At 28.0% G+C, this 25,657-nt stretch carries 25 protein-coding genes; 5 read left to right on the top strand and 20 right to left on the bottom strand.

Annotated elements, in window-relative coordinates; genetic code table 11:
- Positions 1-29: 29 nt before the first annotated feature.
- From LPB137_RS02820 to LPB137_RS02770, 11 genes are read right to left on the bottom strand one after another with little or no spacing between them, the layout of a single operon-like run.
- Entirely contained in the window at positions 30-1,433 is a 1,404-nt protein-coding gene (locus LPB137_RS02820; RefSeq protein WP_083657079.1) for a CCA tRNA nucleotidyltransferase, read from the bottom strand.
- Complete coding sequence (locus tag LPB137_RS02815; protein ID WP_228144685.1) at positions 1,408-2,235, bottom strand: mechanosensitive ion channel family protein; 828 nt, start codon at positions 2,233-2,235, stop codon at positions 1,408-1,410. Before LPB137_RS02815 ends, LPB137_RS02820 begins: the two co-directional genes overlap by 26 nt.
- A 16-nt stretch (positions 2,236-2,251) precedes the next feature.
- Positions 2,252-3,973, bottom strand: a complete 1,722-nt coding sequence (locus LPB137_RS02810; RefSeq protein ID WP_076084115.1) for a proline--tRNA ligase — start codon at positions 3,971-3,973, stop codon at positions 2,252-2,254.
- A 16-nt stretch (positions 3,974-3,989) separates the two neighbouring features.
- Positions 3,990-5,282, bottom strand: coding sequence for a glutamyl-tRNA reductase (gene hemA / locus LPB137_RS02805; protein ID WP_076084112.1), 1,293 nt, complete (start codon positions 5,280-5,282; stop codon positions 3,990-3,992).
- On the bottom strand, positions 5,282-6,181 hold the full coding sequence (locus LPB137_RS02800) for a polyprenyl synthetase family protein (RefSeq protein WP_076084109.1): 900 nt from the start codon (positions 6,179-6,181) through the stop codon (positions 5,282-5,284). Before LPB137_RS02800 ends, hemA begins: the two co-directional genes overlap by 1 nt.
- An 8-nt stretch (positions 6,182-6,189) precedes the next feature.
- Complete coding sequence (locus LPB137_RS02795; protein ID WP_076084106.1) at positions 6,190-6,492, bottom strand: DUF2018 family protein; 303 nt, start codon at positions 6,490-6,492, stop codon at positions 6,190-6,192.
- Between the two features lie 34 nt (positions 6,493-6,526).
- Positions 6,527-7,822, bottom strand: coding sequence for a histidinol dehydrogenase (hisD, locus tag LPB137_RS02790; protein ID WP_076084103.1), 1,296 nt, complete (start codon positions 7,820-7,822; stop codon positions 6,527-6,529).
- On the bottom strand, positions 7,823-8,332 hold the full coding sequence (locus tag LPB137_RS02785) for a shikimate kinase (protein WP_228144684.1): 510 nt from the start codon (positions 8,330-8,332) through the stop codon (positions 7,823-7,825).
- Positions 8,333-8,383: 51 nt separating this feature from the next.
- Positions 8,384-10,294 (bottom strand): sensor histidine kinase, encoded by a 1,911-nt coding sequence (locus LPB137_RS02780; RefSeq protein WP_076084097.1) that lies wholly within the window; start codon positions 10,292-10,294, stop codon positions 8,384-8,386.
- A 28-nt stretch (positions 10,295-10,322) separates the two neighbouring features.
- Positions 10,323-12,227, bottom strand: a complete 1,905-nt coding sequence (locus LPB137_RS02775; protein ID WP_076084094.1) for a sensor histidine kinase — start codon at positions 12,225-12,227, stop codon at positions 10,323-10,325.
- Between the two features lie 14 nt (positions 12,228-12,241).
- Positions 12,242-13,108 (bottom strand): 1-aminocyclopropane-1-carboxylate deaminase/D-cysteine desulfhydrase, encoded by an 867-nt coding sequence (locus LPB137_RS02770; RefSeq protein ID WP_076084092.1) that lies wholly within the window; start codon positions 13,106-13,108, stop codon positions 12,242-12,244.
- Between the two features lie 63 nt (positions 13,109-13,171).
- Between LPB137_RS02770 and LPB137_RS02765 the strand changes: the two genes are divergently transcribed.
- Together LPB137_RS02765 and LPB137_RS02760 are read left to right on the top strand one after the other, a co-directional pair.
- Positions 13,172-13,648, top strand: a complete 477-nt coding sequence (locus LPB137_RS02765; protein ID WP_076084090.1) for a MotA/TolQ/ExbB proton channel family protein — start codon at positions 13,172-13,174, stop codon at positions 13,646-13,648.
- 4 nt (positions 13,649-13,652) lie between these two features.
- On the top strand, positions 13,653-14,042 hold the full coding sequence (locus tag LPB137_RS02760; RefSeq protein WP_076084088.1) for an ExbD/TolR family protein: 390 nt from the start codon (positions 13,653-13,655) through the stop codon (positions 14,040-14,042).
- 35 nt (positions 14,043-14,077) lie between these two features.
- On the opposite strand, the gene LPB137_RS02755 is transcribed toward LPB137_RS02760, so the two are convergent.
- Entirely contained in the window at positions 14,078-14,458 is a 381-nt protein-coding gene (locus LPB137_RS02755; RefSeq protein WP_076084086.1) for a DUF779 domain-containing protein, read from the bottom strand.
- A 95-nt stretch (positions 14,459-14,553) separates the two neighbouring features.
- Entirely contained in the window at positions 14,554-16,050 is a 1,497-nt protein-coding gene (locus LPB137_RS02750; RefSeq protein ID WP_076084084.1) for an aldehyde dehydrogenase family protein, read from the bottom strand.
- Positions 16,051-16,267: 217 nt separating this feature from the next.
- Between LPB137_RS02750 and LPB137_RS02745 the strand changes: the two genes are divergently transcribed.
- Together LPB137_RS02745 and LPB137_RS02740 are read left to right on the top strand one after the other, a co-directional pair.
- Positions 16,268-18,181: an FIST N-terminal domain-containing protein gene (locus LPB137_RS02745; RefSeq protein ID WP_076084082.1), complete on the top strand. Its 1,914-nt coding sequence runs from the start codon at positions 16,268-16,270 to the stop codon at positions 18,179-18,181.
- Positions 18,178-18,837 carry a response regulator transcription factor gene (locus LPB137_RS02740; protein WP_076084080.1) on the top strand — a complete coding sequence of 220 codons (660 nt, stop codon included), beginning with the start codon at positions 18,178-18,180 and terminating at the stop codon, positions 18,835-18,837. The genes LPB137_RS02745 and LPB137_RS02740 overlap by 4 nt, the downstream gene beginning before the upstream one ends.
- A gap of 31 nt (positions 18,838-18,868) precedes the next feature.
- Here the strand turns inward: LPB137_RS02740 and LPB137_RS02735 are convergent, their stop codons facing one another.
- Positions 18,869-19,744 carry an AraC family transcriptional regulator gene (locus tag LPB137_RS02735; protein WP_076089180.1) on the bottom strand — a complete coding sequence of 292 codons (876 nt, stop codon included), beginning with the start codon at positions 19,742-19,744 and terminating at the stop codon, positions 18,869-18,871.
- Positions 19,745-19,869: 125 nt separating this feature from the next.
- Between LPB137_RS02735 and LPB137_RS02730 the strand changes: the two genes are divergently transcribed.
- Entirely contained in the window at positions 19,870-20,553 is a 684-nt protein-coding gene (locus LPB137_RS02730; RefSeq protein ID WP_076084078.1) for a hypothetical protein, read from the top strand.
- Between the two features lie 48 nt (positions 20,554-20,601).
- Here the strand turns inward: LPB137_RS02730 and pqqE are convergent, their stop codons facing one another.
- The 6 genes from pqqE to LPB137_RS02700 all read right to left on the bottom strand — a co-directional run bounded on the left by pqqE (position 20,602) and on the right by LPB137_RS02700 (position 25,594).
- Positions 20,602-21,702, bottom strand: coding sequence for a pyrroloquinoline quinone biosynthesis protein PqqE (gene pqqE / locus LPB137_RS02725; protein WP_076084076.1), 1,101 nt, complete (start codon positions 21,700-21,702; stop codon positions 20,602-20,604).
- Positions 21,695-21,964: a pyrroloquinoline quinone biosynthesis peptide chaperone PqqD gene (gene pqqD / locus LPB137_RS02720; RefSeq protein ID WP_076084073.1), complete on the bottom strand. Its 270-nt coding sequence runs from the start codon at positions 21,962-21,964 to the stop codon at positions 21,695-21,697. The genes pqqE and pqqD overlap by 8 nt, the downstream gene beginning before the upstream one ends.
- Positions 21,936-22,676 (bottom strand): pyrroloquinoline-quinone synthase PqqC, encoded by a 741-nt coding sequence (pqqC, locus tag LPB137_RS02715; protein ID WP_083657078.1) that lies wholly within the window; start codon positions 22,674-22,676, stop codon positions 21,936-21,938. The genes pqqD and pqqC overlap by 29 nt, the downstream gene beginning before the upstream one ends.
- A 17-nt stretch (positions 22,677-22,693) precedes the next feature.
- Positions 22,694-23,611 (bottom strand): pyrroloquinoline quinone biosynthesis protein PqqB, encoded by a 918-nt coding sequence (gene pqqB, locus LPB137_RS02710; RefSeq protein ID WP_076084066.1) that lies wholly within the window; start codon positions 23,609-23,611, stop codon positions 22,694-22,696.
- Positions 23,612-23,716: 105 nt separating this feature from the next.
- Positions 23,717-23,791, bottom strand: a complete 75-nt coding sequence (gene pqqA / locus LPB137_RS02705) for a pyrroloquinoline quinone precursor peptide PqqA (RefSeq protein ID WP_076089178.1) — start codon at positions 23,789-23,791, stop codon at positions 23,717-23,719.
- Between the two features lie 36 nt (positions 23,792-23,827).
- Positions 23,828-25,594, bottom strand: coding sequence for a methanol/ethanol family PQQ-dependent dehydrogenase (locus tag LPB137_RS02700; RefSeq protein WP_076084063.1), 1,767 nt, complete (start codon positions 25,592-25,594; stop codon positions 23,828-23,830).
- Between the last annotated feature and the right edge of the window lie 63 nt (positions 25,595-25,657).

Genomic DNA, 25,657 nt, shown 5'->3' with positions numbered 1-25,657 from the left:
AATCCTAATTTCTTCTATTTTATCCTATATTACTTTTTATATCTTTTAATTACTCTCTTTATTATTTTATTCTTTTCTAAATTTTCTTCAATTTGTAAATCTAATGCAAAATCTAAAACTTCTTTAAATTGTTTTGATGGTTTCATACCAAGAGCTATTAAATCTCGTCCAAGAACAAGTGGTTTAAGTGCTGATTTTTCAATATTTAATTCTTTTGCTTGCTCTAAAAGCCAAGATGTAGCTTTTGGGCATTTTTCTTTATCTTTTATATCTCGACCTAAACAATCTGCTAGACAAACTAAACATAAATCTTCAATATTAACTTTTAAGGATAATCTTTTTACTGCCTTTAATGAAGAATCTGCTAAATATAATTGAAAAGGTGCTAAGTGATTTTTTACTAAAGGAAGTATCAAATCTACAAATTTTTTTTCATTTGTAAGTCTTGCTAAAAAAGTTTTTGTAGGTTCAATTCCTAAACTTTCATGTTTATGCGAAGTTATTCTTCCATTTATTTCTTCAGTACAAAAAGGCTTTCCTAAATCATGACAAAGTTCTGCGTAAAATAAATATAAAATTCTATATTCATCTTTTATTTCTTTTTCTCTTATTATTTTTGCCATTTCATCTAAAGTCATTAAAGTATGAACCCAAACATCACCTTCAGGATGATACTCTTTATCTTGTTTACAATTTACTAAGGCTTGAAGTTCAGGAAAGTACCTTAACGCACCTAAGTCTTTTAATAGTTTAAACCCTATTGATGGTTTTTGTGATTTTAAAAAAAGTTTTTTGAACTCTTCATAAATTCGCTCAATTGCTAAGTGTTTTAAATCATCATTTAAAACCATTTTTTCGCAAAGTTCTTTTGTCTTTTCATCCACATCAAATTCAAATCTTGAAGCAAATTGAATAACTCGATAAACTCTTAAAGCATCTTCAATAAAAGTATCATCATTTATATGTTTTAGCTTTTTATTTTCTAAATCTTTTATTCCATTAAAGGGGTCTAAAAACTCATCATTTATAAAATCATAGCCAATTGAATTGATTGTAAAATCACGCCTTAAAGCAGCTTCTTCATAGCTTAAAAAAGCATTTGTACTTACCTCAAAGTCATTATGACCAAGACCAATTTTTTTTTCTGTTCTTGCAAGTGCAAAATCAAAGTCATATTCATCTATTTTTAGAGTTAAAACTCCAAAAGATTTTCCTACAAGTTTAACATTACCAAATTTTTTTAAGGATTTTTCTATAGTTTCTAAGCAGTTTATTTCAAAGATTTCAACATCATAATCTTTGCAAGGAATTTGTAAAAGACTGTCTCGCACACAACCACCTACTAAAATAGGTTTTGCTCCTATTTTTTGTAGGTCATTTAGAATCTCTTCTAATATTGAAGGAATATTAGGCTTGATTATGGTGATGCACATCTTGTTGAGGATAAGGAATTGAAATTCCTTCTTTATCAAATCTTAATTTAACTTGTTCAGTTAAATCAAACTTTACAGCCCAATAATCAGGCGTATTAACCCAAGCTCTAACTACAAAGTTTACAGAAGAATCAGCTAGTTCTGAAACAGCTACTGTTAAACCTTTATTATGAATAATTCTGTCATCGCTTTCTAAAATATTTGTTAAAACATCTTTTGTTTTTTTAATATCATCATCATAACCAATACCTACAAGTAAATCTACTCTTCTAGTTGGATTAGCATTTACATTTACAATAGTTCCAGATGTAATTGCACCATTTGGTACAATCATTTTTTGATTATCACCTGTAATAATTACAGAACTGAAAATTGAAATCTCTTTTACAGTTCCTGATACTCCAGCAACTGTTACAAAATCACCTAATTTAAAAGGTTTAAACATAATTAGCATAACACCAGAAGCAAAGTTTCCAAGTGAATCTTTAAGTGCAAGACCAATAGCTAAACCAGCAGCTCCTAAGATTGCAAAAAATGATGTAGTTTCAACTCCTAATTTTGAAAGTGCTGTTAAAACAACAACCATCATTAAAATATAGTAAATAATATTTTCTAAAAACCTTACTAATGTTTCATCCATACCTTTTACTTTATTAAGTAAAACAACTATAATATCTGTAATTTTTCTAGCTATCCATTTACCAATAACAAATACTGCAATTGCTACTAAAATATTAATTCCAATAGGAATAGCCATATCAACTAATGCATTTATTCTTTCTGCGTTTAAATATTCTTCCAATTTTTTTCCTAATTTTTTATATTAATTCTTGTAATTTTGATACCACGTTTTCAATTGAAACTTCAATTTTATCTGCTGTATTTTTTCTATCTACGATTTCAACTAAACCATCTTGTAATTTTTTACCAACAACAACAGCGTAAGGGAATCCAATTAATTCAAAATCACCCATTTTAAATCCAAATCTTTCTTTTACTCTATCATCAATAATAGTTGAAATACCTGCACTTTTTAAATCTTCATAGATTTTAAGTCCTGCGTTTAACTCATCTTCTTTTTTTCCATTTGAAACAATTACATCAACCATAAAAGGAGCAGTTGTTTTAGTCCAAATACATCCTTTATCGTCATGATGTTGCTCAATTACAGCTGCAACTAATCTAGAAATACCAACACCATAGCAACCCATAATAAATGATTGTGATTTTCCATTTTGATCTAAGAATTTTGCATCCATTGCTTCAGAGTATTTATTTCCTAATTGGAAAATATGTCCAGCTTCAATTCCTTTTGTATATTCTAATTTTCCACCACAACAAGAACAAATATCACCTTCTTGAACTGTAATTAAATCAGCATATTTAGCATCTTTTAATGCAGATAAATCAGTATTTACAAAATGATAGTGCTCTTCATTTGCTCCACAAGCAAGACCTACTTCATTTTCTAATTCACTATCAATTACAAAATTAATTCCCTCAGGTAAATTAAAAGGTCCACAATAACCTGGAGTTAGACCAGCAGCTTTAAGCTCTTCTTCTGAAATATCTTCTAATTCTAAAGCAGCAATAGAATTACAAGCTTTTGTTTCTTCTAATTCATCATCACCTCTTACAAAGAAAATAACAGCTTCACTATTTTCTTCATAAATAGCTTTTTTCATTACAGCTTTAATATTCTGTGCTTTTGCAACACTTAAAAAATTTGAAACGTCTTCTATTGTTTTTAAATCTTGTGTTAAAACTTTTTCCATAGTTGCAGGAGTATTTGTATTTTCAAACCATGCATCAAAATGTCTTTTTTTTCTAACAGCAGCTTCAATATTTGCACCATATTCACAATCAGGACAAACTACAATAGTATCTTCACCAGAATTTGCTAATACGTGAAATTCTTTTGAACCACTTCCACCAATAGCACCACTATCAGCTTCTACAACTCTAAACTCTAAACCTAATCTATTATAGATCTTTTTATAAGTCTCTTCCATTAGATTAAATTCTCTTACTAAATCTTCTTGCGTTGAGTGGAAAGAATAAGCATCTTTCATTAAGAATTCTCTACCTCTCATAAGACCAAATCTAGGTCTTGCTTCATCTCTAAATTTTAAGTTAATATGATAAAGATTTAATGGTAAATCTTTATATGAAGTTACTCTATTTTTTACAATATTTACAACTGCTTCTTCATTTGTAGGTGATAATACATAATCAGCACCTTTTCTATCTTTAAATTTAAGTAACTCAGGACCCATTGCAGTTGAACGACCTGATTCATCCCAATAAGACATTGGCGTAATAAATCCCATTTGAATTTCATTACAACCTGCGTTATCCATTTCTTCTTTTACAATTGTTTTGATTTTTTCAAGAACAATTTTACCTAATGGTAAAAAATCATAAATTCCAGCACCAGTTTGATTAATAAACCCACCTCTTACTAAATATTGATGAGATGGTAAAGTTGCATCTTTTGGAGCTTCTTTAGTTGTTGGCATAAATAATCTGCTAAATTTCATTAATTGTTATCCTATTTTAATTTTTTGATAAATGTTCACATTTATATTGTTCATGATTTTCATCACTATTTTGTGCGAACATATTTTGTATTGTTCCTACTACAATATCACATTCCATATTTTTAGAAATATTCTTTAATTTCTTTGATGGAGTGTGTAAATATTCCGTAATAACTGTTTGACAAAGTTTTCTAATATTCTCTTCATCTTCAGCTCTTATAAAACCTTTTTTTATTGCATGTTCTACTTTTTTATCTATCACAGAATCAGCTTTTGTATAAAGGTTTTTTACAACTGGTTCTATATCTAAAGATTTTAACCAATCGTAAAATTCTAAAGACATTTTACTTACAATTGAATATGCAGTTTTAGCTTGTTCTGCTCTTAAACTCATATTTTCATTTACTATATCTTGTAAATCGTCAACTGAATAAATCTCTAAACCAAATTTATTAATATCATCTATATCTCTTGGAACTGCAATATCAAACCAATATCTTTGAAAATCTACATCAGGAGTATTATCTTCTGTAATAATTGGATAGGGAGCTGAAGTTGCTGTTATCATTACAGGAACTTGACCTAAAAGTGTAGATAAACTCTCATAAGGTGCTACATCAATATTTTCTTCAAAACTATTTGCTAAATTTTGAGCTTTTTTAATATCTCTACTCGTTAAAATTACATCAAAACCACTTGAAAGTAAATGCTTAATTGTTAATTCACTCATTTCTCCAGCACCAATTACAAGAGCTTTTACACCACATGTATTTTTGATAATATCTTTTGCTTTTGCAACTGCTGTGGAAGCCACTGAAACAGAACCAGTTCCTAATGATGTTGCATTTCTTACTGTTGCTGCACACTTAAAAGCATAGTGCATTATTCTAATAATCTTTTGGTCACAGTGCCCTTTTGATTGAGAAAATCTAAAAGCATCTTTTAACTGTCCTACAATTTGTGTTTCACCAATTACAAGTGAATCAAGTGCAGAAGCAACAGTGAAAAGATGGTGAACAGCTCCATCATTATCATAAATATCTGCACGTTTATATAAAACATCATATTCAACGCTAGAATAAATTGCTAGTTGTTTTAAAATTAATTTTGCACTATTGTTGGGATTTAAAGATCTTGTGATTATTTCAACTCTATTACATGTTGATAATAAAACTGCTTCTTTTGTAATACCATCTTCTAAAATTAATTTTAAAAATCTATCTTTTTCTTCATCAGATCCAAAAGCTAGTTTTTCTCTCATTTCAATATCTGTATTTTTATGAGAAAAACTAATTATTAAATAACTCATTAAAACTCTCTTTCAATCATTGCTTTCATTATAAAAATTAAAGTTTGACTATTCTCTTCATCTTTAACAGCTTGTATTGCTTCATTACCAATGTCTTTTGCCATTTTAATTGAATCTTCTAAAGCTTTTGTTTCACTCATTTGCTCTTTAATCCAAGAAGATTCTTCTTGTGATAAATCTTTTTTATATAATTTTTCTAGCTTTGATTTATCTTCTAATCTTTCATGTAATAAAAGATAAGGAATAGTTACTTTACCTTCTACAAAATCCAACATTGCAGGTTTTCCTAAAGTAGCACTATCTTGTGTGATATCTAAAATATCATCTATCATTTGAAAAGCAAGACCAAGGTTTCTACCATAAAGGGCATATTTCTCTTCATCTAAACCTGCTAGTATAGCTGCTGCTTTTGCTGCTGCTTCAATTAATGAGGCAGTTTTTTTATAAATCATATCATTATATTTTTCATAAGAAGTATTAAAACTATTTGTTAAATCTACATCTAACATTTCACCAATACTAAGTAGTGTAACTGCATTAGAAACTGTATATGCAATTTTTTTATCCATTAAAGTAAGTTGCGTGAAGGCTTTTGAATAAAGAATATCTCCAAACATAATAGATGTTTTATTATCATATAAAGCATTTACAGAAGGTTTTCCTCTTCTAGTATCTGCTTCATCAATAACATCATCATGCAATAGTGATGCAGCATGAATCATCTCAACAACTGCACATAATTTTATACTCTCAATACTTTCACCTGCAATTTTTAAAATAAGTTTAGATCTTAGCATCTTTCCAGTTGCTAATTTTTCTAATAATTCTAAACTTTTTTCATCATTACAATCTTCTACAAATGTCTTTATTTTACTTTTTACAGCTTCTAACTCTTCCACTTTTTACCTTATGAATCTAATCTACAAATAATCTCACCAGTAAATTCAACGTATAAACCTTTTTTTACTGCATTTACTTTTTCTATATTATCAAAAGTGTATTGCTTAATAACTTGATTGATATCAAAGTCTTCGCCTTTTCCTTCTGAAAGCATCATTTCTAATACTGCTAATTTTTCAATTACTTTATCCCATTCATCTTCAACAACATCAACAGATGCCTCTCTACTTACATCAAAAAACTTTGATTTTGGGCTTCCCATAAATATATCATCTTCATCTTCACTTAACCATTCATTAAAAACTGACATTATTTTTCCTTTTATTTTCTTTTATTTTATAATTCTATTTATCTTCTAATCTAACTCTAACTGATTTTGCATGTGCTGTTAAACCTTCTGTATCAGCAAGAAGTGCACAAGCTTCACCAAGTTCATTTATAGCATTTTTTGAAAAGTTTATTATTGAACTTTTTTTCATAAAATTTTCCACATTTAAGGGACTATAAAACTTAGCTGTACTTCCTGTTGGAAGGGTATGATTTGGACCTGCTACATAATCACCAATAGGTTCAGGTGTATTTTCACCTAAGAAAATAGCTCCAGCATGTTTGATATATGGTAATAATTCAAAAGCATTTACAGTCATAACTTCTAAGTGCTCAGGAGCTATTTCATTCATAAGCTCAATTGCTTCATCCATGCAACTTGCAACAATAATAGCACCTCTATTATCAATAGAAGTTCGTGCAATTGTTTCACGTTCTAAAGTTTTAAGGTAATTTTCTACCTCATCACTTGTTTGCTTTGCAATATTTTCATCTGTTGTAATCAAAATAGAACTAGCCATTTCATCATGCTCTGCTTGTGATAATAAATCAATCGCCAAGTATTTAGGCTTTGCGCTTGAATCTGCAAGAATTCCAATCTCAGATGGTCCTGCAATCATATCAATATTTACTTCCCCAAATACTAACTTTTTAGCAGTTGCTACAAAAATATTACCAGGACCTGTTATTACATCAACTTTTGGAATAGTTTCCGTTCCATAAGCCATTGCTGCAACTGCTGATGCACCACCTACTTTATAAGCTTTTTTAATTCCACAAAGGTGGCAAGCTGCTAAAAGCAATTCATTTATTTCATTATCAGGTGTAGGAGTACAAACAACTATCTCTTCAACTCCAGCTACAATTGCAGGAATTGCGTTCATTAAAAGAGAACTTGGATATGCTGCTTTTCCACCAGGAATATAAAGTCCAGCTCTATCAACTGCTGATACTTTTTGACCTAGAATAGTTCCATTTGATTCAAAATCTAACCATGATTTAGGAAGTTGTTTTTCGTGGTATTTTTTAATTCTATCGTATGTCGTATGAAGTGCTTGTCTTAATTTTTCATCAATATTATTATAAGCATTTTCCATATCAACAGTTGAAATTAAAAGCTCATTATCATCTTTAACTTCCCATTTATCAAACTTTGAAATATGTCTTTTTAAAGCTGTATTACCTTCTTCAACGATTTCGTCAATAATTCCTGTAACAATTGATGAAACACCTTTTATGTCACTTTTAGCACGTGCTAAAATTCCATCAAACTCTTCTTTAAAATTTTTATCTTGCGTATTTATTATTTTCATTTATATCTGTCCTAAAATCTCTTCAACAATAATTTCTAATTCTTTTTTCTCAACATCAATAACAATATCAGCTACTCTCTCATAATCACTTACTCTTGAATCATAAAGCTTTGTAGCTTCTTCTAGATTTTGTAAAAGTGGTCTTTTTTTAAGTTTTTTATCTGCATTTGGACAAGCGTTTATTCTGTCTAAAATCCCTTGAAAAGATGATTTCAAATAAACTACTCTTCCAATATTGTTAATATTTTCTTGCTTATAAAAACCTCCACCAGTTGAAATAATCGTGTTTGATACATTATCTTCCAACCATAGTGCAGTTTTCTTTTCTAAATTTCTAAAGTAAGGTTCACCTTCAATTTCGAAAATCTTTTTTATTTTTCGGTTTTCCATACTTTCAATTAAATCATCAGTATCAATAGCAAACATAGTAGAATTATTCACTAATCCTCTTGCAATTGTACCCTTGCCAACACCCATAAAACCTATTAATATTATATTGTTCTTTTTCATAGTTAGCGATTATATCTAAACTTAAATAAAAGAGTATAAAAAAGATTTAACTTAATTTTTTAAATCAAGAGATATTTTAAACCTTGCACCTTTATACTCTTTTTTATTAAAAGTAAATTCTTCATTCTTAACACTTATAGAACCTTCCAAATGTTTTACAATTATTTCCCTTGACATATAAAGTCCTATTCCTGTACCTTGACTTTTGTCTTTTGTTGTGAAATATGGTTCAAAGACTCTATTTATGATACTTTCATCAATTCCACCTGCATTATCTTTTATAAGTATATTTGCTTTTTTGTTTTTCTTTATAAGTTCAATAATAATTATTCTTTCTTCAAGATTTGATCTTTTAAATTCATCTTTACAGTTATTAATTATATTAAGAAGAACTTGAATCAACTCGTTTTCGTATCCAAATACTTTTATTTTATCAAGATAAGAAATTAGATTAATATCTTCTTCTTTAAACTGTACTTCTTGTAAACTTATTGCTTTTTTAATTGTTTTTTTTAAATCAAATTCAATTTGTTTTTTATTTGGGTTTGAGAAATCTCTAAAATCCTCAATTGTTTGAGATAAATACTTTGTAGAATCATTAATCCTTGTCATCGATTCTATTAATGTCTTTTCATCAAAAAGTCCTAATTCTTTATTTACTTTTATTCCTGTAGAAATAGTACTTATTAAACTTAAAGGCTGCCTCCATTGATGTGAAATATTTTGAAGCATTTCTCCCATTGCAGCCATTTTTGATTGCTGTGCTAGAAGATTATCTTTTTCTCTATTATTTTCTATGTACTTAAAAACTTCACTCTTATATCTTGAAAATTCTTTTTTTAATAACCTTGAAATATATAAAGATAATAATGTAAATACTATTAAAAAAATTATACTTATACTTAATAAACTTATTAGCTCTTTTTTATTTTTATTATAAAGTTCTAATTCTTTTAATTTTAGTTTTTTAGTTAATTCATAATGATAGAAACCACTTGAAACGGCCCAGTTCCAATCTTGAAAACCTTTGGTATAAGTAGTTTTAGGTGAAGCAATATTAGGTTCTGGTTTAATTGTACCCATATATTGGATATAACCATCTCCATTTTTAGCAGTTTTAATAGTCTCTTTTGTAATCTCAACACCATTTTTATCTACTAAATTAATTCGGTTAAGACCTAAATAATTCTTTTTAATATGAGCTAAATAATTTCCCTCATAATCAATAATAAAAACATAACCATATTCAGAATACCGAAGAGAGCTAATATAAGAAAGTATCTTATTTTTAAGCTTTTTTTCAAAATCAACAACATATTCTCCAGTACCTATAAACCAATTATATGGCTTAAATACTTTATTGTAATTAATCTTTTTATAATCATTATCTAAATCATTTTCTTTACCCCAATATACTGTAGTAAAAGAACTATTCTTATTTTTTAAAGTTTTTATAGAATCAAGAAAAGTAAAATTCCCTCTTTTGTCTTTTAAATTACTTATATTGGTACCTTCAAGTGAAGGATTCAAGGAGTGTAAAACATTTAAACCATCAAAATTATTTATAAAGAAGTAGCCTTGTTTATTGTTATATCTATAATTTCTTAAAATATCTTTTATTCTCTGTGTAATTTGTTCTTTTGTTTCTATATCTTTATATTTATTGTAATTGGCAGTTATTATAGAATGTACTTCATTAACCCTATTTTTTACAGATTCTTTTAATCTTTCTTCACTATTTGATTTTTCATGTACTATATATTTATATACTCTATTTACTTCTGAGTTAATAATTTCTTTGTTTTGTTTTATAAAAGTTTTTTTTAAATTATTTACATCTTTTTGATATGTAGAAATATTATGTAAATAAATAAGGAATATAAGAAGTAATAAACAGATGAATACTAAGAAAGGTAAATAATTAATAAAGTTAATAATTTTCTTTTCATTTCCTGAAAGCATTTTCAATCCCTATATTAATTTACTTAATCTAATGAAGAGTTATTTCAAAAGTTGCACCTTTATATTTTATTCCATTATGGCTAAACTCTTCATTATACACAATAATTGAACCTTTCATATGTTTTACTATGATTTCTTGAGACATATAAAGCCCTATTCCAGTACCTTGACTTTTATGTTTTGTAGTAAAATAAGGTTCAAATACTCTACTTAGTATATTTTCTTTAATTCCACCTGCATTGTCTTTTATGATAAGTTTTATTTCATTATCTTTTTTATACATATCAATGATTATAATTTTTTCGTTTTGGTCTTTTTTTATTAATTCATCTCTTGAATTATTACAAATATTTATTATTACTTGTATTAGTTCATTTTCATAGCCATGAATTTGAACTTCTTCAACATTTTTTATTATTAATATATTTTTATTTTCAAATTGTATTTCAAGAAGTTTTATTGCTTTATTGATTGTCTTTTTTAAATCAAAAGTACTTATTTTTTTATCTGGGTTAAAAAACTCTCTAAAATCTTCAATAGTTTGGGATAAATACATAACAGAACCATTAACACTATCCATTGATTTTATAAGTTCATCATCTTCTAATAATCCAAACTCTTTTTTAAATTTAATTCCACTAGAAATAGTACTAATCGTATTTAATGGCTGTCTCCATTGATGTGCAATATTTTGAAGCATTTCTCCCATTGCTGCCATTTTTGATTGTTGTGCTAAAACAGTATCTTTTTTTCTATTTTCTTCAATATGTGAAGAAACTTCTTTTTTATATTTTAAAAATTGCTTTTCTAGGATTTTTGATATGTAAAAAGACAATAAAATAAAAATAAAAATTAGTATTGCGCTAATTAAAAGAAAATTAAAAATATCATCAGCATTATTTTTTTCTATTTCTTTTTCTTTCTTTTTTAATTGTTCTTCTAATTCTTCTGTATAAAAGCCAGTTGCAATTGCCCATTCCCATGGTGCAAAACCTTTAACATAAGTAGTTTTTTCAGCAGGCAAATTTGTATTTGGTTTTACTGTTCCAATATATTTTAAGAATCCAGAGCCATTTTTAGCATGTTTTATAATCTCTTTTGTAATCATAAAATTATTCTTATCTTTTAAAGATATTCTATTTAAACCTATATACTCTTTTTTGACATGGGCTAAATATTTACCTTCAAAATCCAAAATAAATACATAGCCATTTTTTGAGTATTTTAAATCTTGAATATAAGATAATACTTTTTCTTTTAATTCATTTTCAAAATCTTCAATATATTCACCAGTCCCAACAAATAAATCATATGCTTCAAATTCTTTTATAATTCCTAATTTTCTTTTTTGTTTCGTATTATCATTTGGTTTGTACCAATACCATTCATAAAAAGATTCACTATTATTTTTAAGTAATTTAACCATATCTTGAATTATAAAAGAACCTTTTGAATCTTTATATTCCCAAAAATCTTTCCCTTCTAGATGTTTTTTAGTTGGTAATAGAATATTTTTACCACTTTTTTCATAAATATAAAAATATCCCCTATTGTGATTAAATCTATAATTACGTAATGAATCTTTTATTCTATTTATTATTTGTTCTTTTGACTCTTTGTCTTTATATTTTTCATATATAAATGTCATATTTTTATGAGCTTCATTTACTTTTTCTTTAAGTAAAATTTTAAGTCTTTTTTCACTGTTAGTTTTTTCATGAAGTATATAATTATAAACTCGATTTACTTCTAAGTTTATTCTATTTTTATTATCTTCAAGAAATCTACTTTTTAAAGAATCTACATCTTTTTTGTATTGTATGTTTTTATCTAAAAAAATTAGATAAGTTATAAGGATTGAAAAGAAACCTACTATTAAAACTGGGGTATATTTAATTAGTTTTAATATCTTTTTTTCATTTTTTGATAGCATAGTTTTCCAAATTTTTATTGGATTTTATCATATTTATAGTTATATCTTTCTCTCATTGATATATTACCTAGTAATCCGCCTTGATGTATGTATAAAATATTATATTTCTTAGTATATAAATGCTTATTTACACATAACCACCCTAAAGAATCATAAAGCAAATCAAATTCAATATTTGTTTGTTTATTTAACTGTTTATGAATTTCATAAAACTCTTTATATAATTTCCCAAAATGGTATTTTTTTTCCATTTCTAAAATTGTTGGATGATTATTTCTTTCTAAAAGATTAAATTGTTTTTTCAAATATTCACTATCACCTACACAAGCGCATGTTAATACTTCAAAAGGTAAATACTTTTGTAAATATAAAGCAGTTGTTCCCGTACCTGAGGGTAAAAAAACTTTTAAGTCTTTTTGTTTTGTTTCTTTTGACCATGATATTATTTCATCTGCTAGTATTTTTATTCCATATTGAGCTTCTTGCAAAGCTCCACCTTCAGGAATAAAAATTGTGTCCTCTTCAAATTTTGATGGGATTTCTTTTTCTAATTCTTTTTCAATAATACACATACCATTATCTAAAGCACCCTTATAATTACCAATTGGCTTATCTTTTAAATAGCTTGGAATATGGTCAACATAATACTCAAAATCCCAATTTCTAATTTTGCAAAGACAAGAAAGGGAGTACATAGCATTAGATTGACAAGAACCATAAGATACTACTTTTTTAATATCTTTAAAGTCATTTTTTAAAAAATAGTAAAACTTTCTAGCTTTATTTCCTGAAAAGTCTTTATGCAATAAATCATCTCTTTTTACAAAAATCTCTTGATTGTTAAATGTAATTTGTTGTATTGGGGAATTTGTATAGTTCATAAAAAATTGTACCATCTATTAACAAAAGTTTTGTACAATAAAAGAAAAATTTATGAGGTATTTATGGTTTTAATGGATTATATTGATAAAGGTGGAATAATAGTTTATATTTTAATTGCACTTAATGCAATTGGATTTACAATAATTCTTTGGAAGTTTTTTACACTTCCTCGAAAAAATGCAATGATAGAAAGAATAAAAAGTAAAACTGATTTAAATAGTAAATCTACAATATTTTCACAAATAGAATATGAAGTTAAAAAACTTGAATCTGGACTAACACTTATTAAGAATATTGCAACTATTGCACCTTTACTTGGTCTTTTAGGAACAGTATTTGGTGTATATAAATCTTTTGAAGCAATTACTAAAAGTGGATTAGGTGATCCTACTATTTTTTCAAATGGTATTGCAATTGCATTAATTACTACAATTGCAGGTTTAATAGTAGCCATTCCTCATCATATTGCATATAATCATTTTATTTCAATGCTTGATGCAATTGAATTAAAAGCTAAAAAAGAAATAGTTGGTTCATAAATAAATGAAAAGAAGAGAAGCATTAGGCTTAGACTTAACTCCAATTATTGATGTTGTTTTTATTCTTTTAATATTTTTTATTGTTTCTTCTGTTTTTAAAAAAGATGAACTAGCTTTAATACTTGATTTACCAAGTTCAAATGCAAAAGAAATGCAAGTAGATAAAGATCAAGTATTTATTGAGTTAAGCTCACAAAAACTAGCTATTAAAGGTATTGAAGTATCGTTTGAATCACTTGAAGAAAACTTGAAAGCAATTGAAAACAAAAGTAAATCTGTAATAGTTAGAATAGATAAAAAAGTTGAATATCAAAGAGTAATAAAAGTTTTAGATTTGCTTCAAAAGTATAATTTATCTAACTTAGCACTTGTTACAAATGAGGAAGAAAAATAAAACAAAGTAGAAAATAAATTCTACTTTTTATTTTTCTATTTTTTCTCTTCAGGGCTTAACTGATTATATTCTTCATCAGTAAAAATCCGTGAAACGGTAATAAACTGATAACCTAAATCAATCTCTAGAGAAAAAGAATTACCAAAAGCACCCTTTTCTTCTTTAACATCAATAGTAATATGAGAATGTCTAAAGTATTCAAACTGGTCTTTATCAATAAAAAACTCAACTCCACATACTTCACCTAACTTAACATTTCTACTTGGAACATAAAAATCACTTTTAGCATAACACATAGGAGCTGTTCCATCACAGCAACCGCCACTTTGGTTAAATACTAACTCGCCATTTTCTTTTTTTAATCTTTCAACTACATCTGCTGCTGCAGGAGTTATAGCTACTCTTTCTATACTCATAATAAATCCTTTATATTATGTAAGATGCAAAAAAAAATGCATAGAAGAAATCTTCTATGCATTTATCTTAACTGTTTAGATTTAAGGCTTTTGGCCTAGAAGAATCCCATAGCATCTTTTGAGTAAGATGTTAAGATATTTTTTGTGTGTCTGTAAGAGTTTAACATCATCATGTGAGTTTCTCTTCCGATTCCTGATTTTTTATATCCACCAAATGATGCATGAGATGGGTACATGTGGTAACAATTTACCCAAACTCTACCAGCTTCAATTCCTCTTGAGAATTTATGTAATTGGTGAGCATCTCTTGACCATACTCCTGAACCTAATCCGTAGATAGTGTCATTTGCAATTTCAAGTGCTTCTTCTTCTGTTTTAAAAGTAGTTACTGCTAAAACTGGTCCAAAAATTTCTTCTTGGAAGATTCTCATTTTGTTATGACCTTTAAAGATTGTAGGCTTGATATAGTTTCCATTAGGGAAAGTTTTATTATCATAAGCTTCACCACCAATTAAACACTCAGCACCTTCATCTTTACCAATTTTAATATAAGAAAGAATTTTCTCTTTTTGTGAAACTGAACACTGTGCACCCATTTTAGTAGTTGGATCTAATGGGTTTTCTTGTGTAATTGCTTCAATTCTTTCTAAACATCTTTTCATAAATGGCTCATAAATTGATTCTTGAATTAATGCTCTAGTTGGTGCTGTACAAACTTCACCTGAGTTAAATGCGAATAATACTAAACCTTCGATTGCTTTATCGAAGAATTCATCATCTTTATCCATAATTGATTCTAAGAAAATATTTGGCGATTTACCACCAAGTTCTAATGTAGAAGGAATAATATTCTCAGTTGCATACTGCATAATTAATTGACCAGTTGTAGTTTCTCCTGTAAATCCAACTTTTTTGATATCTGGATGAGTTGATAAATGCTTACCAATTTTTCCACCAGCACCATTAATAATATTAACAAGACCTTTTGGAAGAACTTCTTGAATTGTTTCCATTAACATTAAAATTGACATTGGAGTCGCTGATGCTGGCTTTAATACAACTGCATTTCCTGCTGCTAATGCTGGTGCAATTTTCCAAGCTGCCATTAATAATGGGAAGTTCCATGGAATAATTTGAGCAACAACACCTAAAGGCTCATGAATTTCTTGAGAAATTGTATTTTCGTCTAAGTCAGAAACATCACCAGATTCACCTCTAATAACAGATGCAAAATATCTAAAGTGATCAACAACTAAAGGTACATCAGCTGCAAGTGTTTCTCTTACTGCTTTACCATTATCTAAAGTTTCAGCAATTGCTAAAGCTTCTAAGTTTTCTTCAATTGCATCTGCAATTTTATTTAACATAGTTGATCTTTCAATTACTGTAGAATGCTTGAATGATTCAAAAGCAACCATACCAGCTGCAACTGCTGCATCTACATCAGCTTCATTTGATCTTGGAATTCTTGTAAGAACTTCTCCATCTACAGGTGAGATATTATCAAAATATTCTCCACTTAATGGTGCAACCCATTCTCCACCGATGAAATTTTCAAATTGTTCTTTATATTGAGGTTTAGCGTATGCCATTTTATATCCTTTTAGTTTTTATTTTATGAAAAAACATCTCTTTAAAAGAGTTTATGTTTTTCGCTTAGTGAAATTCTACATGAGATTTATAGCCTAATTATAGCTATTGTATAGCTTGAATATAGCGCTGCGTTTTTTTGTTACAATTTCCCAATTTTAGGTACTTTTAACACGATTTTTTTCTTCTAATTTTTCAATATATATGATACAATATTTTATGAAAACATTTAACTATACATATAATGAAGAAGACTTAGATATATTAATAGACTTTTCATTATTAAAAAAAGAAAAAAACATTCTAATACAAATTTTTTGCGGACACAATAAAAATGTATTAAAAGTAATTGCAACACAATTATTAGAAAAACTTCCACAAGCTATTTGTATAGGTTCATCTACTGATGGAGAAATTAATAATAGTAAAGTAACAACTTGCCATACAATTATTTCTATTTCAATATTTGAAAACACTACATTAGAAACAACTTTTGTAAGAAAAAAAGACTCTTTTACAAATGGTGTTGAATTAGCTCAAAAGTTATGCAAAGAAGATACTAAACTTCTTATTACATTTTCTGATGGTGCAAAGACAAATGGTGAAGCTTTTATAAAAGGTATTCAATCTGTAAATAATAAGGTAATAGTTTCAGGAGGAATGGCAGGTGATAATGCAAACTTTACACAAACCTTTGTTTCTTCACAAGGTGAAGTTATTATAAATGGTGCAGTAGGAGTTGCTTTAAACTCCAAAACATTAAAAGTTTGTAATGCTTACAATTTTAATTGGTCACCAATTGGAATAGAACATACTATTGATAAAGTTAAAGATAATAGAGTGTATCAAATATCAGGAATGAAACCTTTAGACTTTTATGAAAAGTATTTAGGAGAGTATGTAGCAAAAGCACTTCCAGCTACTGGAATTGAATTTCCATTAATTGCACATAGAAATGGTTTACCAGTAGCACGTGCTGTTATAAATAAACACAAAGATGGAAGTCTTAGTTTTGCAGGTAATTTATATGAAGGAGATAATGTAAAATTAGGTTTTGGTAATGTAGAACTTATCATGAGTAATCCCTTAGAGTCATTATTTGATACATGTAATATAAAAGACACTCAATCTTTTTTCATTTACTCATGTATGGCAAGAAGAAGATATATGCCAAGTATGGTTGAAATTGAAATAAAGCCTTTTTCACAAATCGCCCCTACTTCAGGTTTCTTTACTTATGGAGAGTTTTATCATGATAATGGACATAATGAATTACTAAATCAAACATTTACTATTGTTGCTTTAAGTGAGAAAATTAATGATACAAATAAAAAAATATCATGTGATATTCAAACATCAAATCAGCCAATAAGTGAACATGCGAGAAGTTTACAAGCCTTGACTCATTTAATACAACAATCATCAAAAGATTATAATGAACAATCAAAAGAACTAGAAGAAGGAAAGATTTATGCGCAAAATCTAGTAGATTCTCAAAAACAATTTCTAAAACATGCAGTTCATGAAACAAATACTCCTTTATCAATTATTATGGGGAATATTGAAATGTATGAAATGGAAAGTGGTAAAAATAAACATATGACGAATATTGAAGTTGCTATGAAAAATATTTCAAGTATATATGATGACTTAAGCTATTTAATTAAAAAAAATCAAGTCAATGAAGCAACACATGAAATAAACCTTGTTGATTTTGTAAGATCAAGAATTGATTTCTTCTCACAATCTGCAATAAAATTTAAATGTAATTTTGACTTCTCATCGCAAAGAAAAATAATACTATTAAACTTTAATGAAATTAAACTTCAAAGAATTGTAGATAATAACCTTACAAATGCAATTAAATATTCACTACCAAATGAAACAATAAAAGTAAAAATGAATGTTTTAAACCAAGATTGTTATTTAGTAATTGAAAGTCGTTCAAAGCAAATACTAGATCAACAAAAAATATTTGAAGAGTATTATAGAGAACAAATAAGTGACCAAGAAGGTTTTGGACTTGGGTTAAATCTAGTAAAAAGAATTTGTAGTGAAGAAAATGTTGGTATACAACTAGAGTCAGGTGAAAACTGGGCATCATTTACATATATATTTAAGGAAATAAAATGAAAATATTACTATTAGAAGATGACGTAATGTTAAATGAGATGATAAGTGAATACTTAGGCTCAACAGGACATGTTGTAAAAAGTGCAACTACAGGAAAAGAGTGTATACAAACTTTAAGTGAAGAAAAATTTGACTTGTTAATCTTAGATATTAACTTACCTGATATTAATGGTTTTACAATATTAGAAAGTTTACATGAACAAAAAAGAATGATTCCAACAATTTATATATCAGCACTTATTGAAATTGAAGATATTTCAAGAGCCTTTGATATTGGCTGTCATGATTATTTGAAAAAACCATTTCATTTAAAAGAGTTAACTATTAGAATAAACAAGATTTTAAAAACAACTATTGTTCCTCAACGACATAAAAGACTATCAAAGAATTATTCTTATGATTCAGAAACTATGACTTTATTGTTTAATAATGAACCTCATATTCTACCAAAAAGACAAATACAAATTATTGAGTTACTAGCACATAATAGATCTTTAGTTGTTCAATATGATATGTTTAGAAACTATGTATGGAATGATGACTTTATAGATAATGCAACAATAAGAGCAGAAGTAAATAGAGTAAAAAAAGTTTTAAAAGAAGATTTTATTAAAAATATTAGAGGAAGTGGCTATATGGTAGAAAGACCTAATTAGGTCTTTTTATCTTTATTTCAAATTTCAAATCCTAAAAATTAATAGAAACATAAAAACTAATGTCAAATTCATTTGAATTATTTAAATGATTATTCTTTCTATAAACAGTATAAGATGGTTTTGTTGTTGTTTCATACTCACTTTTTGGAAGCCATTCATGATAAACCCAATGAATGAATTTTAAAACATCTCCTTGCTTACCTTGCAAATCAAATTTTGCATAAACACCTGAAGCTATATTAAAAGAAGGAAGTCTATCACTATTTATTTTCTCATCATTGCTTGGAACTATACAAGCTATATATTGACAATCATCTAGAGGTGTGATAGTAGGATTATCATGAAAAAGTGCGATTTGTTTATAATCTTTAATTTCATTTATTAAAACCCAAGTTTTAAGTTTTTGCCAAGTTTCTTTGATATTGGATGTATAACCTTTGTTTCTTATATAGTAGCTTTTCATCGCTGGCATTTTTACAATATCAGGCTTTACATTTGAAAAGTCTGCTGTTGAATTTTTGGCAATTTCAAGTTGTTCTAAAATTTTATTTGAGTATTCTTTATATCCACCTTTTCTCCACTGTTTAGGAGTTTGTTCAAATCTATCTTTAAAAATTTTTATAAAAGAGGATTGAGATGAATAGCCACACATATTTGCTACATTAGAAATTGTTGAGTATTTATTTGTTAAAAGTAGATTTGATGCTTTTTGTAATCTAATTGATTTAATACTTTCATAAATATTTCGTCCAAATACCTCTTTAAAAATACGGTGCATATGAAATTTGCTTACCTTTAAATCAATACTAAGCTCTTCTAAATCAATATGTATTTCAATGTGAGTATAAATATAGTACAAAATATCATTAGCAATTTTTGTTCTTTTTTCTAGAGTTTCTTTTTTCATAATATATTTTAACACAAACAAACCAATAAATTAGCACAAATAGAACATTATTATAGCAATAAATAAGAAGAACTAATTTAAAAAAATCAATACAATGGTGCTTAAGTTTTACAAGTAGGATTATTATGAATAATGAAAGTCAAATTAAATTAGTATTAAAACAATGTGAAGGTATTAATTTACAAAAACTAAAAGTTGATACTCTACTTTTAGTTGTACACTCCTTACTAAATGATTTTGATAAGTTAGATTTCTCTGATGATTCAAATCCAATGCTTATAAGTGCTAGTAAAAGTGATATAACACTTATAAATAAAAGTGTAGAAAGTCTTACAAATTATCTTGATTCAAATATTATAAGCAAAGATACTTTAGTAAATTTATATAAAAACCCAAATCCATCAGCACTAAATAGTAAAATAAAAAGAAGTTTAGAGCCTATGCGAGACTATTATAAGTATCTAAGTGCTATTTTTTCTACAAAGATACAAAAAGGTTCAATGTGGATTCCCGAATTATTAGCCTTCTCACTACTTTATAATTATAAAAAAGAGCATGGAAAATCTTTAAATTTATATCCATTAATAGATAATTTTCCAATTGAAAAAATATTACAAATATATAATAAAAATAATTTAGAACTTAAAAAAAATATAGCAAATAAAGACAATAAAACTACATGGAAAGTTAAAACAGATATTGATGAAATGTATGATATTTCTGAATTAATGATAAAAAAATATCTTAATTATAATTTTAAAATTAATCCAAAGAGAGTTTCTAAAACTAGAAGTAAAAAAAGAAGATAAACTGATAAAAACTCTAGATTATGAAATTAAATTTCATAATCTAAACTTCTAAGAAAGTAATAGTGAATTTTTTCTATTTCTGTACCATATCTTTGCATCTGTAGTACCCAAACTTTCAGCAACTTTATCAGTAACTACATGATGAAAATCAGATTTTGAACAAACAGGATCAGCTTCATTCATATCGCCTGTAAGTGCAAAGGCTTGACATCGACACCCTCCAAAATCTTTCTCTTTTTCATCACATGAGGCACATGTTGGATTCATCCAGCTATCACCTCTGAAATAATTGAAAGCATGAGATTCATTCCAAATTTGTTCAATTGAAAACTCTTTTACATTTGGAAACTCTAATGGTAAAGTATTTGCTGTATTACATGGAAGTGCAACACCGTCTGGATTAATAGTTAAGAAAGTTGTTCCCCATCCATTCATACATGCTTTTGGACGATCTGCAAAATAATCAGGAACTACAAAAAATACTTTCATAGCTTTTTCTTTACTTCTGTAAGAATCTGTTACTCTTTTTGCTTCATCTAACTGCTCTTGTGTTGGAAGAAGTGCATTTATATTTTTTAATGCCCATCCATAATATTGAATATTTGCAATTTCTAAATAGTTTCCTTCAAGTTCATCTGCAAACTCAATAATTTCACCTACTTGATGAATATTTTGTCTTGTTATACAAGTATTAATTATAAGTTGAAGCCCTGCTTCTTTAACTTCTTTGGCAAAGGCAATTTTTTCATCATATGAATTTTTATTATTAGTAATCAATGTCATAGTATTTCTATCATGAGATTGAATACCTAATTGCACAGTTTTAAGTCCTGCTTCTTTTAGCTTTTTTACAATTCCTTTTGGAGCACCAACACCAGAAGTAATAAGGTTTGTATAAAACTTTTTATTATTTGCATACTCTACAATTTCAACTAAGTCTTTATTTAAAAGTGGCTCTCCACCAGAAATTCCAAGCTGAACAGCACCCATATCTCTTGCTTCATCCATAACTCTAAACCAATCAGCTTTACTCATAGCATCTTTTGTATTTGTAAAATCTAATTGGTTATAACAGTATGAACATTCTAAAGGACATTTATGTGTTAATTCCAAAAGTATCCATAACGGAGGTTTTATTTCATTAGTCATTATAAATTACCCACTTTCTATTCATTGCGTCTTCTAAAAACTCTATAATATCACTTTGTAAACCAACTAAATTAAATTTTTTTTCTAGTAAATCTGTAATATTTAAAGTTGTATTTTCTCCATTACATAAATTCATAATCTCACCAGCACTTTGGCTTAATTGAACCATTCCTTCTGGATATAATAATACGAAACAATTTTGTTTTTCTTCCCATTGTAATTGAAAGTGCGCATTAATTGCAAGTGATTTTTCTAGTTGCATTACAATCCTTAATATTAAAATATGGTGGTCTTTTTAATTCATATGCTAAATATAAAGCATCACACATTGTCCATAGAATATCTAATTTAAACTGTAGTATTTCACAAGCTCTATTTTGTAACTCTACTGTGTCAAATTCAACTAAAGTCATTGAAAGACCATGTTGAACATCACGTCTAGCTTCACTTAATCTTTTTTGAAAATATCTTAAACCATTTTGTTCTATCCAAGGATAATTTTTAGGCCAAGTGTCTAATCTTTGTTGATGAATTTGAGGTGCAAACATTTCAGTTAAAGATGACATTGCAGCTTCTTTCCATGGACTTCTTCTTGCAAAATTAACATAAGCATCAACTGCAAATTTAACAGCTGGTAATACAAATTTATGAGATTCTAAATCTTCTTTTTTTAAACCAACTGCAACTCCTAAATCAAGCCAAGCTTCAATTCCACCACCAACACTATCATGATCTAGTATTCTATCAACCCATTTTCTTCTATCTTCAATAGGAGGATTATTTGACATAATAGCAGCATCTTTTATTGGAATTGCACATTGGTAATAAAATCTATTAGCAACCCAACCTTGTATCTCTTCTTTAGTACAAGACCCCTCATACATTCTTACATGAAAAGGATGATGAATATGATACATTGATCCCATATCTTTTAGTTTTTTTTCAAAATCTTCTTTACTTAATAATTCACTCATATTTATTTCCTTTATCTTTAAATTTCAATACTCATACCATCATATGAAACTTCAATTCCATGTGAGATAAGCTCTTTATATTCATCATTTGCTTCATCTAAAATAGGATTTGTATTATTAATATGAATTAATATTTTTCTTGGTTTTTCTAAAGTATCTAAAACTTTAATCAAACCATGCTCTCCATTTAAAGGAATATGTCCCATATCTGTTCCAAGTTTGTTTGAGAACTTACCTTTAATCATTTCATCATTTGTCCAAAGAGTTCCTTCTATTAGTAAGACATCTGCTTTTTTCATTTCTTCGAAAACATGGTCTTCTAAAACTCCAAGTCCAGGAAGATAAAATAATCTTTTTCCAGTATTTTTATTTACTACAGTAATTCCAATATTATCACCTTTTCTAGGTATATCTCGATATTTTGAATATGGTGGTGCATTTGAAATTAATGCATGTGCATAAAATTCATAAGAAGGCATCACAGGTATTTCAAACTTTGTTGTGCTATCTGGAAGAATTTCATTCCATTTTGTACCACCTCCACCCCAATGCTCAAGCATTTTAAACAATGGGAAAGATGTTGATAGTTCTTCATTTACTTCTTTTGTACAGTATACCTCATGAGGACAGCCTTCACGTAACATTAAAAGCCCAGTTGTATGGTCAATTTGTCCATCATTAAAAATAATAGCTTTTATTTTTGTTTCTCTTAATTCTGAAGGATGTAAAAAAGGAGAATTATGTATTTGCTCTAAAATATCTGGTGAAGTATTAAATAAAACCCAATTAACACCATCTTCACTAACTGTAATAGAACTTTGAGTTCTTCTTTTTACTGTTTTTGAACCTGCTCTATATGCTTTACAATTATCACAGTTACAATTAAATTGAGGAAGACCTCCTCCTGCACCAGAGCCTAAAACTTGAATTTTCAAAATAAATCCTTTACATTTTCATTTAAATAAGCTTTAAAAAAAGCCCATTTAAATAAAAAAAGATTAGAAACCAAGGCTTCTAATCTTTTCAAATCATTAATGAAATTATATTGTACAAATGTACATTGTAACTTCAAAGCCAAATCTATTATCTACATAAGTTGGTTTTTTCCATTCCATGATAATCTCCTTTCATTAAGATTTTATTTTTACTTTTTATTTGTGTAATTTAAACACGTGAACTGATCCACCTTGGTTTAAATACTTAACAGTTTTTGCAACTTCACCACCCCATAAAGGAACAGCTCCACCCCAACCTGCAACTACAGCGATATATTGAACACCATCTGTACTCCAAGTAATTGGAGAACCTACAATACCAGTACCAACATTAAATTGCCAAACAATTTCACCAGTTTGGTCATCAAATGCCATTAACTTACCTTCAGGATTTCCTGTAAATACAAGTCCACCAGCAGTAGTTAAAACACCACCCCATAATGGAGCTTTATTTTTATAAGTCCATTTAATCTCACCAGTTTTAGGATCAACTGCTTTTAAAGCACCAATGTGATCTTCAAATGTTGGTTTAATTGTAAATCCAGCACCTAAATAAGCAGCACCTTTTTTATATGCAACAGGTTTATTCCAAATATCCATTCCCCACTCATTTGCAGGAACATAGAATAATCCAGTATCTTGTGAATAAGCCATTGGATTCCAGTTTTTACCACCTAAGAATGAAGGTGTTGAGTAAACAGTTTTACCTTTTTTATCAGCACTTGGTTTTCCAGGTCTATTATCTTCATTTACTATTGGACGACCGTCTTTATCCATTCCTTTTGCCCATGTTATATTTTCTACAAAAGGTACTGATCTGATATATTTACCTGTAACTCTATCTAATACATAGAAGAAACCATTTTTATCAGCTGTTGCTCCTGCTTTAATTGTTTTACCTGCTTTATCTTTATATTCAAAAGCAACTAGTTCAGAAATACCATCATAATCCCAACCATCATTTGGAGTTGTTTGGAAATGCCAAACAATTTTTCCTGTATCTGGATTAATTGCTACTCTTGAAGCAGAATAAAGGTTATCACCCGGTCTATCATGTGAATTCCATGGAGATGGATTTCCTGTTGGAACATAAATTAAATCAGCATCAGGATCATAAGTTACACCATTCCAAGGAGCAGCACCACCATGTTTCCATAAATCAGCTGGCCATGTTGCATTTGTTTGACCTGTGATTCCATTATCTTTACCATTTAATGTTCCCATATGTCCTTCAACCATTGGTCTAGTCCATACAAGTTCACCTGTTAATGGGTTTCTTGCATCTAATTGTCCAACAACACCAAACTCACCACCAGAATTTCCTGTAATTAATAAACCTTTTACAATTAAAGGAGCTGCTGTATAAGAATAACCATCTTTATAGTTAGCTATTTTCTTCTTCCATTTAACTTTTCCAGTTTTTCTATCAAGTGCAACAAGTTTTGCATCTAATGTTCCAAAAATTACTAAGTTTTCATATAGTGCTGGACCTCTATTGATAACATCACAACAAGGTAAAATAGCACCAGGAAGTCTAGCATCATATTGCCATAGTTCTTCACCACTTGCTAAATCAATAGCATACATTCTAGAATAAGATGCAGTTACATACATAACACCATCTTTAACTAAAGGTTGCGCTTCTTGACCTCTTTGCTTTTCACCACCAAATGAAAAATTCCATACTGGAACTAAATCTTTGATTGACTTTTTATTAATTTGATCTAAAGGTGAATATCTTTGACCTTTTTGACCTAAACCATATGTTACTACATCTTCAACAGTTTTTGCATCATTTGCAATATCTGCATCAGTTACAGGTGCAAAACCTGCATTAGCTGATAATGCAGTTATTGCACTTGCACTTAGTAATGTTGATAATGTAACTTTTGCTACATTATTAAGAAATTTACTCTTCCCCATACCTCTCTCCTTAAGATTAATCTGGCAACTTTAAGTTGTCTTGAAAGAAGTATACATGAGAAA

The sequence above is a fragment of the Poseidonibacter parvus genome (assembly GCF_001956695.1).
Lineage (GTDB): Bacteria > Campylobacterota > Campylobacteria > Campylobacterales > Arcobacteraceae > Poseidonibacter > Poseidonibacter parvus.
This window is presented reverse-complemented; position numbering and strand designations above follow the sequence as displayed.

Excerpts from the sequence above, each read along its gene's own strand:
- LPB137_RS02820 (WP_083657079.1), bottom strand. The coding sequence starts at position 1,433 with ATGTGCATCACCATAATCAAGCCTAATATTCCTTCAATATTAGAAGAG.
- LPB137_RS02810 (WP_076084115.1), bottom strand. The coding sequence starts at position 3,973 with ATGAAATTTAGCAGATTATTTATGCCAACAACTAAAGAAGCTCCAAAA.
- hemA (WP_076084112.1), bottom strand. The coding sequence starts at position 5,282 with ATGAGTTATTTAATAATTAGTTTTTCTCATAAAAATACAGATATTGAA.
- LPB137_RS02795 (WP_076084106.1), bottom strand. The coding sequence starts at position 6,492 with ATGTCAGTTTTTAATGAATGGTTAAGTGAAGATGAAGATGATATATTT.
- hisD (WP_076084103.1), bottom strand. The coding sequence starts at position 7,822 with ATGAAAATAATAAATACGCAAGATAAAAATTTTAAAGAAGAGTTTGAT.
- LPB137_RS02785 (WP_228144684.1), bottom strand. The coding sequence starts at position 8,332 with ATGAAAAAGAACAATATAATATTAATAGGTTTTATGGGTGTTGGCAAG.
- LPB137_RS02780 (WP_076084097.1), bottom strand. The coding sequence starts at position 10,294 with ATGCTTTCAGGAAATGAAAAGAAAATTATTAACTTTATTAATTATTTA.
- LPB137_RS02775 (WP_076084094.1), bottom strand. The coding sequence starts at position 12,227 with ATGCTATCAAAAAATGAAAAAAAGATATTAAAACTAATTAAATATACC.
- LPB137_RS02770 (WP_076084092.1), bottom strand. The coding sequence starts at position 13,108 with ATGAACTATACAAATTCCCCAATACAACAAATTACATTTAACAATCAA.
- LPB137_RS02765 (WP_076084090.1), top strand. The coding sequence starts at position 13,172 with ATGGTTTTAATGGATTATATTGATAAAGGTGGAATAATAGTTTATATT.
- LPB137_RS02760 (WP_076084088.1), top strand. The coding sequence starts at position 13,653 with ATGAAAAGAAGAGAAGCATTAGGCTTAGACTTAACTCCAATTATTGAT.
- LPB137_RS02755 (WP_076084086.1), bottom strand. The coding sequence starts at position 14,458 with ATGAGTATAGAAAGAGTAGCTATAACTCCTGCAGCAGCAGATGTAGTT.
- LPB137_RS02750 (WP_076084084.1), bottom strand. The coding sequence starts at position 16,050 with ATGGCATACGCTAAACCTCAATATAAAGAACAATTTGAAAATTTCATC.
- LPB137_RS02745 (WP_076084082.1), top strand. The coding sequence starts at position 16,268 with ATGAAAACATTTAACTATACATATAATGAAGAAGACTTAGATATATTA.
- LPB137_RS02740 (WP_076084080.1), top strand. The coding sequence starts at position 18,178 with ATGAAAATATTACTATTAGAAGATGACGTAATGTTAAATGAGATGATA.
- LPB137_RS02735 (WP_076089180.1), bottom strand. The coding sequence starts at position 19,744 with ATGAAAAAAGAAACTCTAGAAAAAAGAACAAAAATTGCTAATGATATT.
- LPB137_RS02730 (WP_076084078.1), top strand. The coding sequence starts at position 19,870 with ATGAATAATGAAAGTCAAATTAAATTAGTATTAAAACAATGTGAAGGT.
- pqqE (WP_076084076.1), bottom strand. The coding sequence starts at position 21,702 with ATGACTAATGAAATAAAACCTCCGTTATGGATACTTTTGGAATTAACA.
- pqqD (WP_076084073.1), bottom strand. The coding sequence starts at position 21,964 with ATGCAACTAGAAAAATCACTTGCAATTAATGCGCACTTTCAATTACAA.
- pqqC (WP_083657078.1), bottom strand. The coding sequence starts at position 22,676 with ATGAGTGAATTATTAAGTAAAGAAGATTTTGAAAAAAAACTAAAAGAT.
- LPB137_RS02700 (WP_076084063.1), bottom strand. The coding sequence starts at position 25,594 with ATGGGGAAGAGTAAATTTCTTAATAATGTAGCAAAAGTTACATTATCA.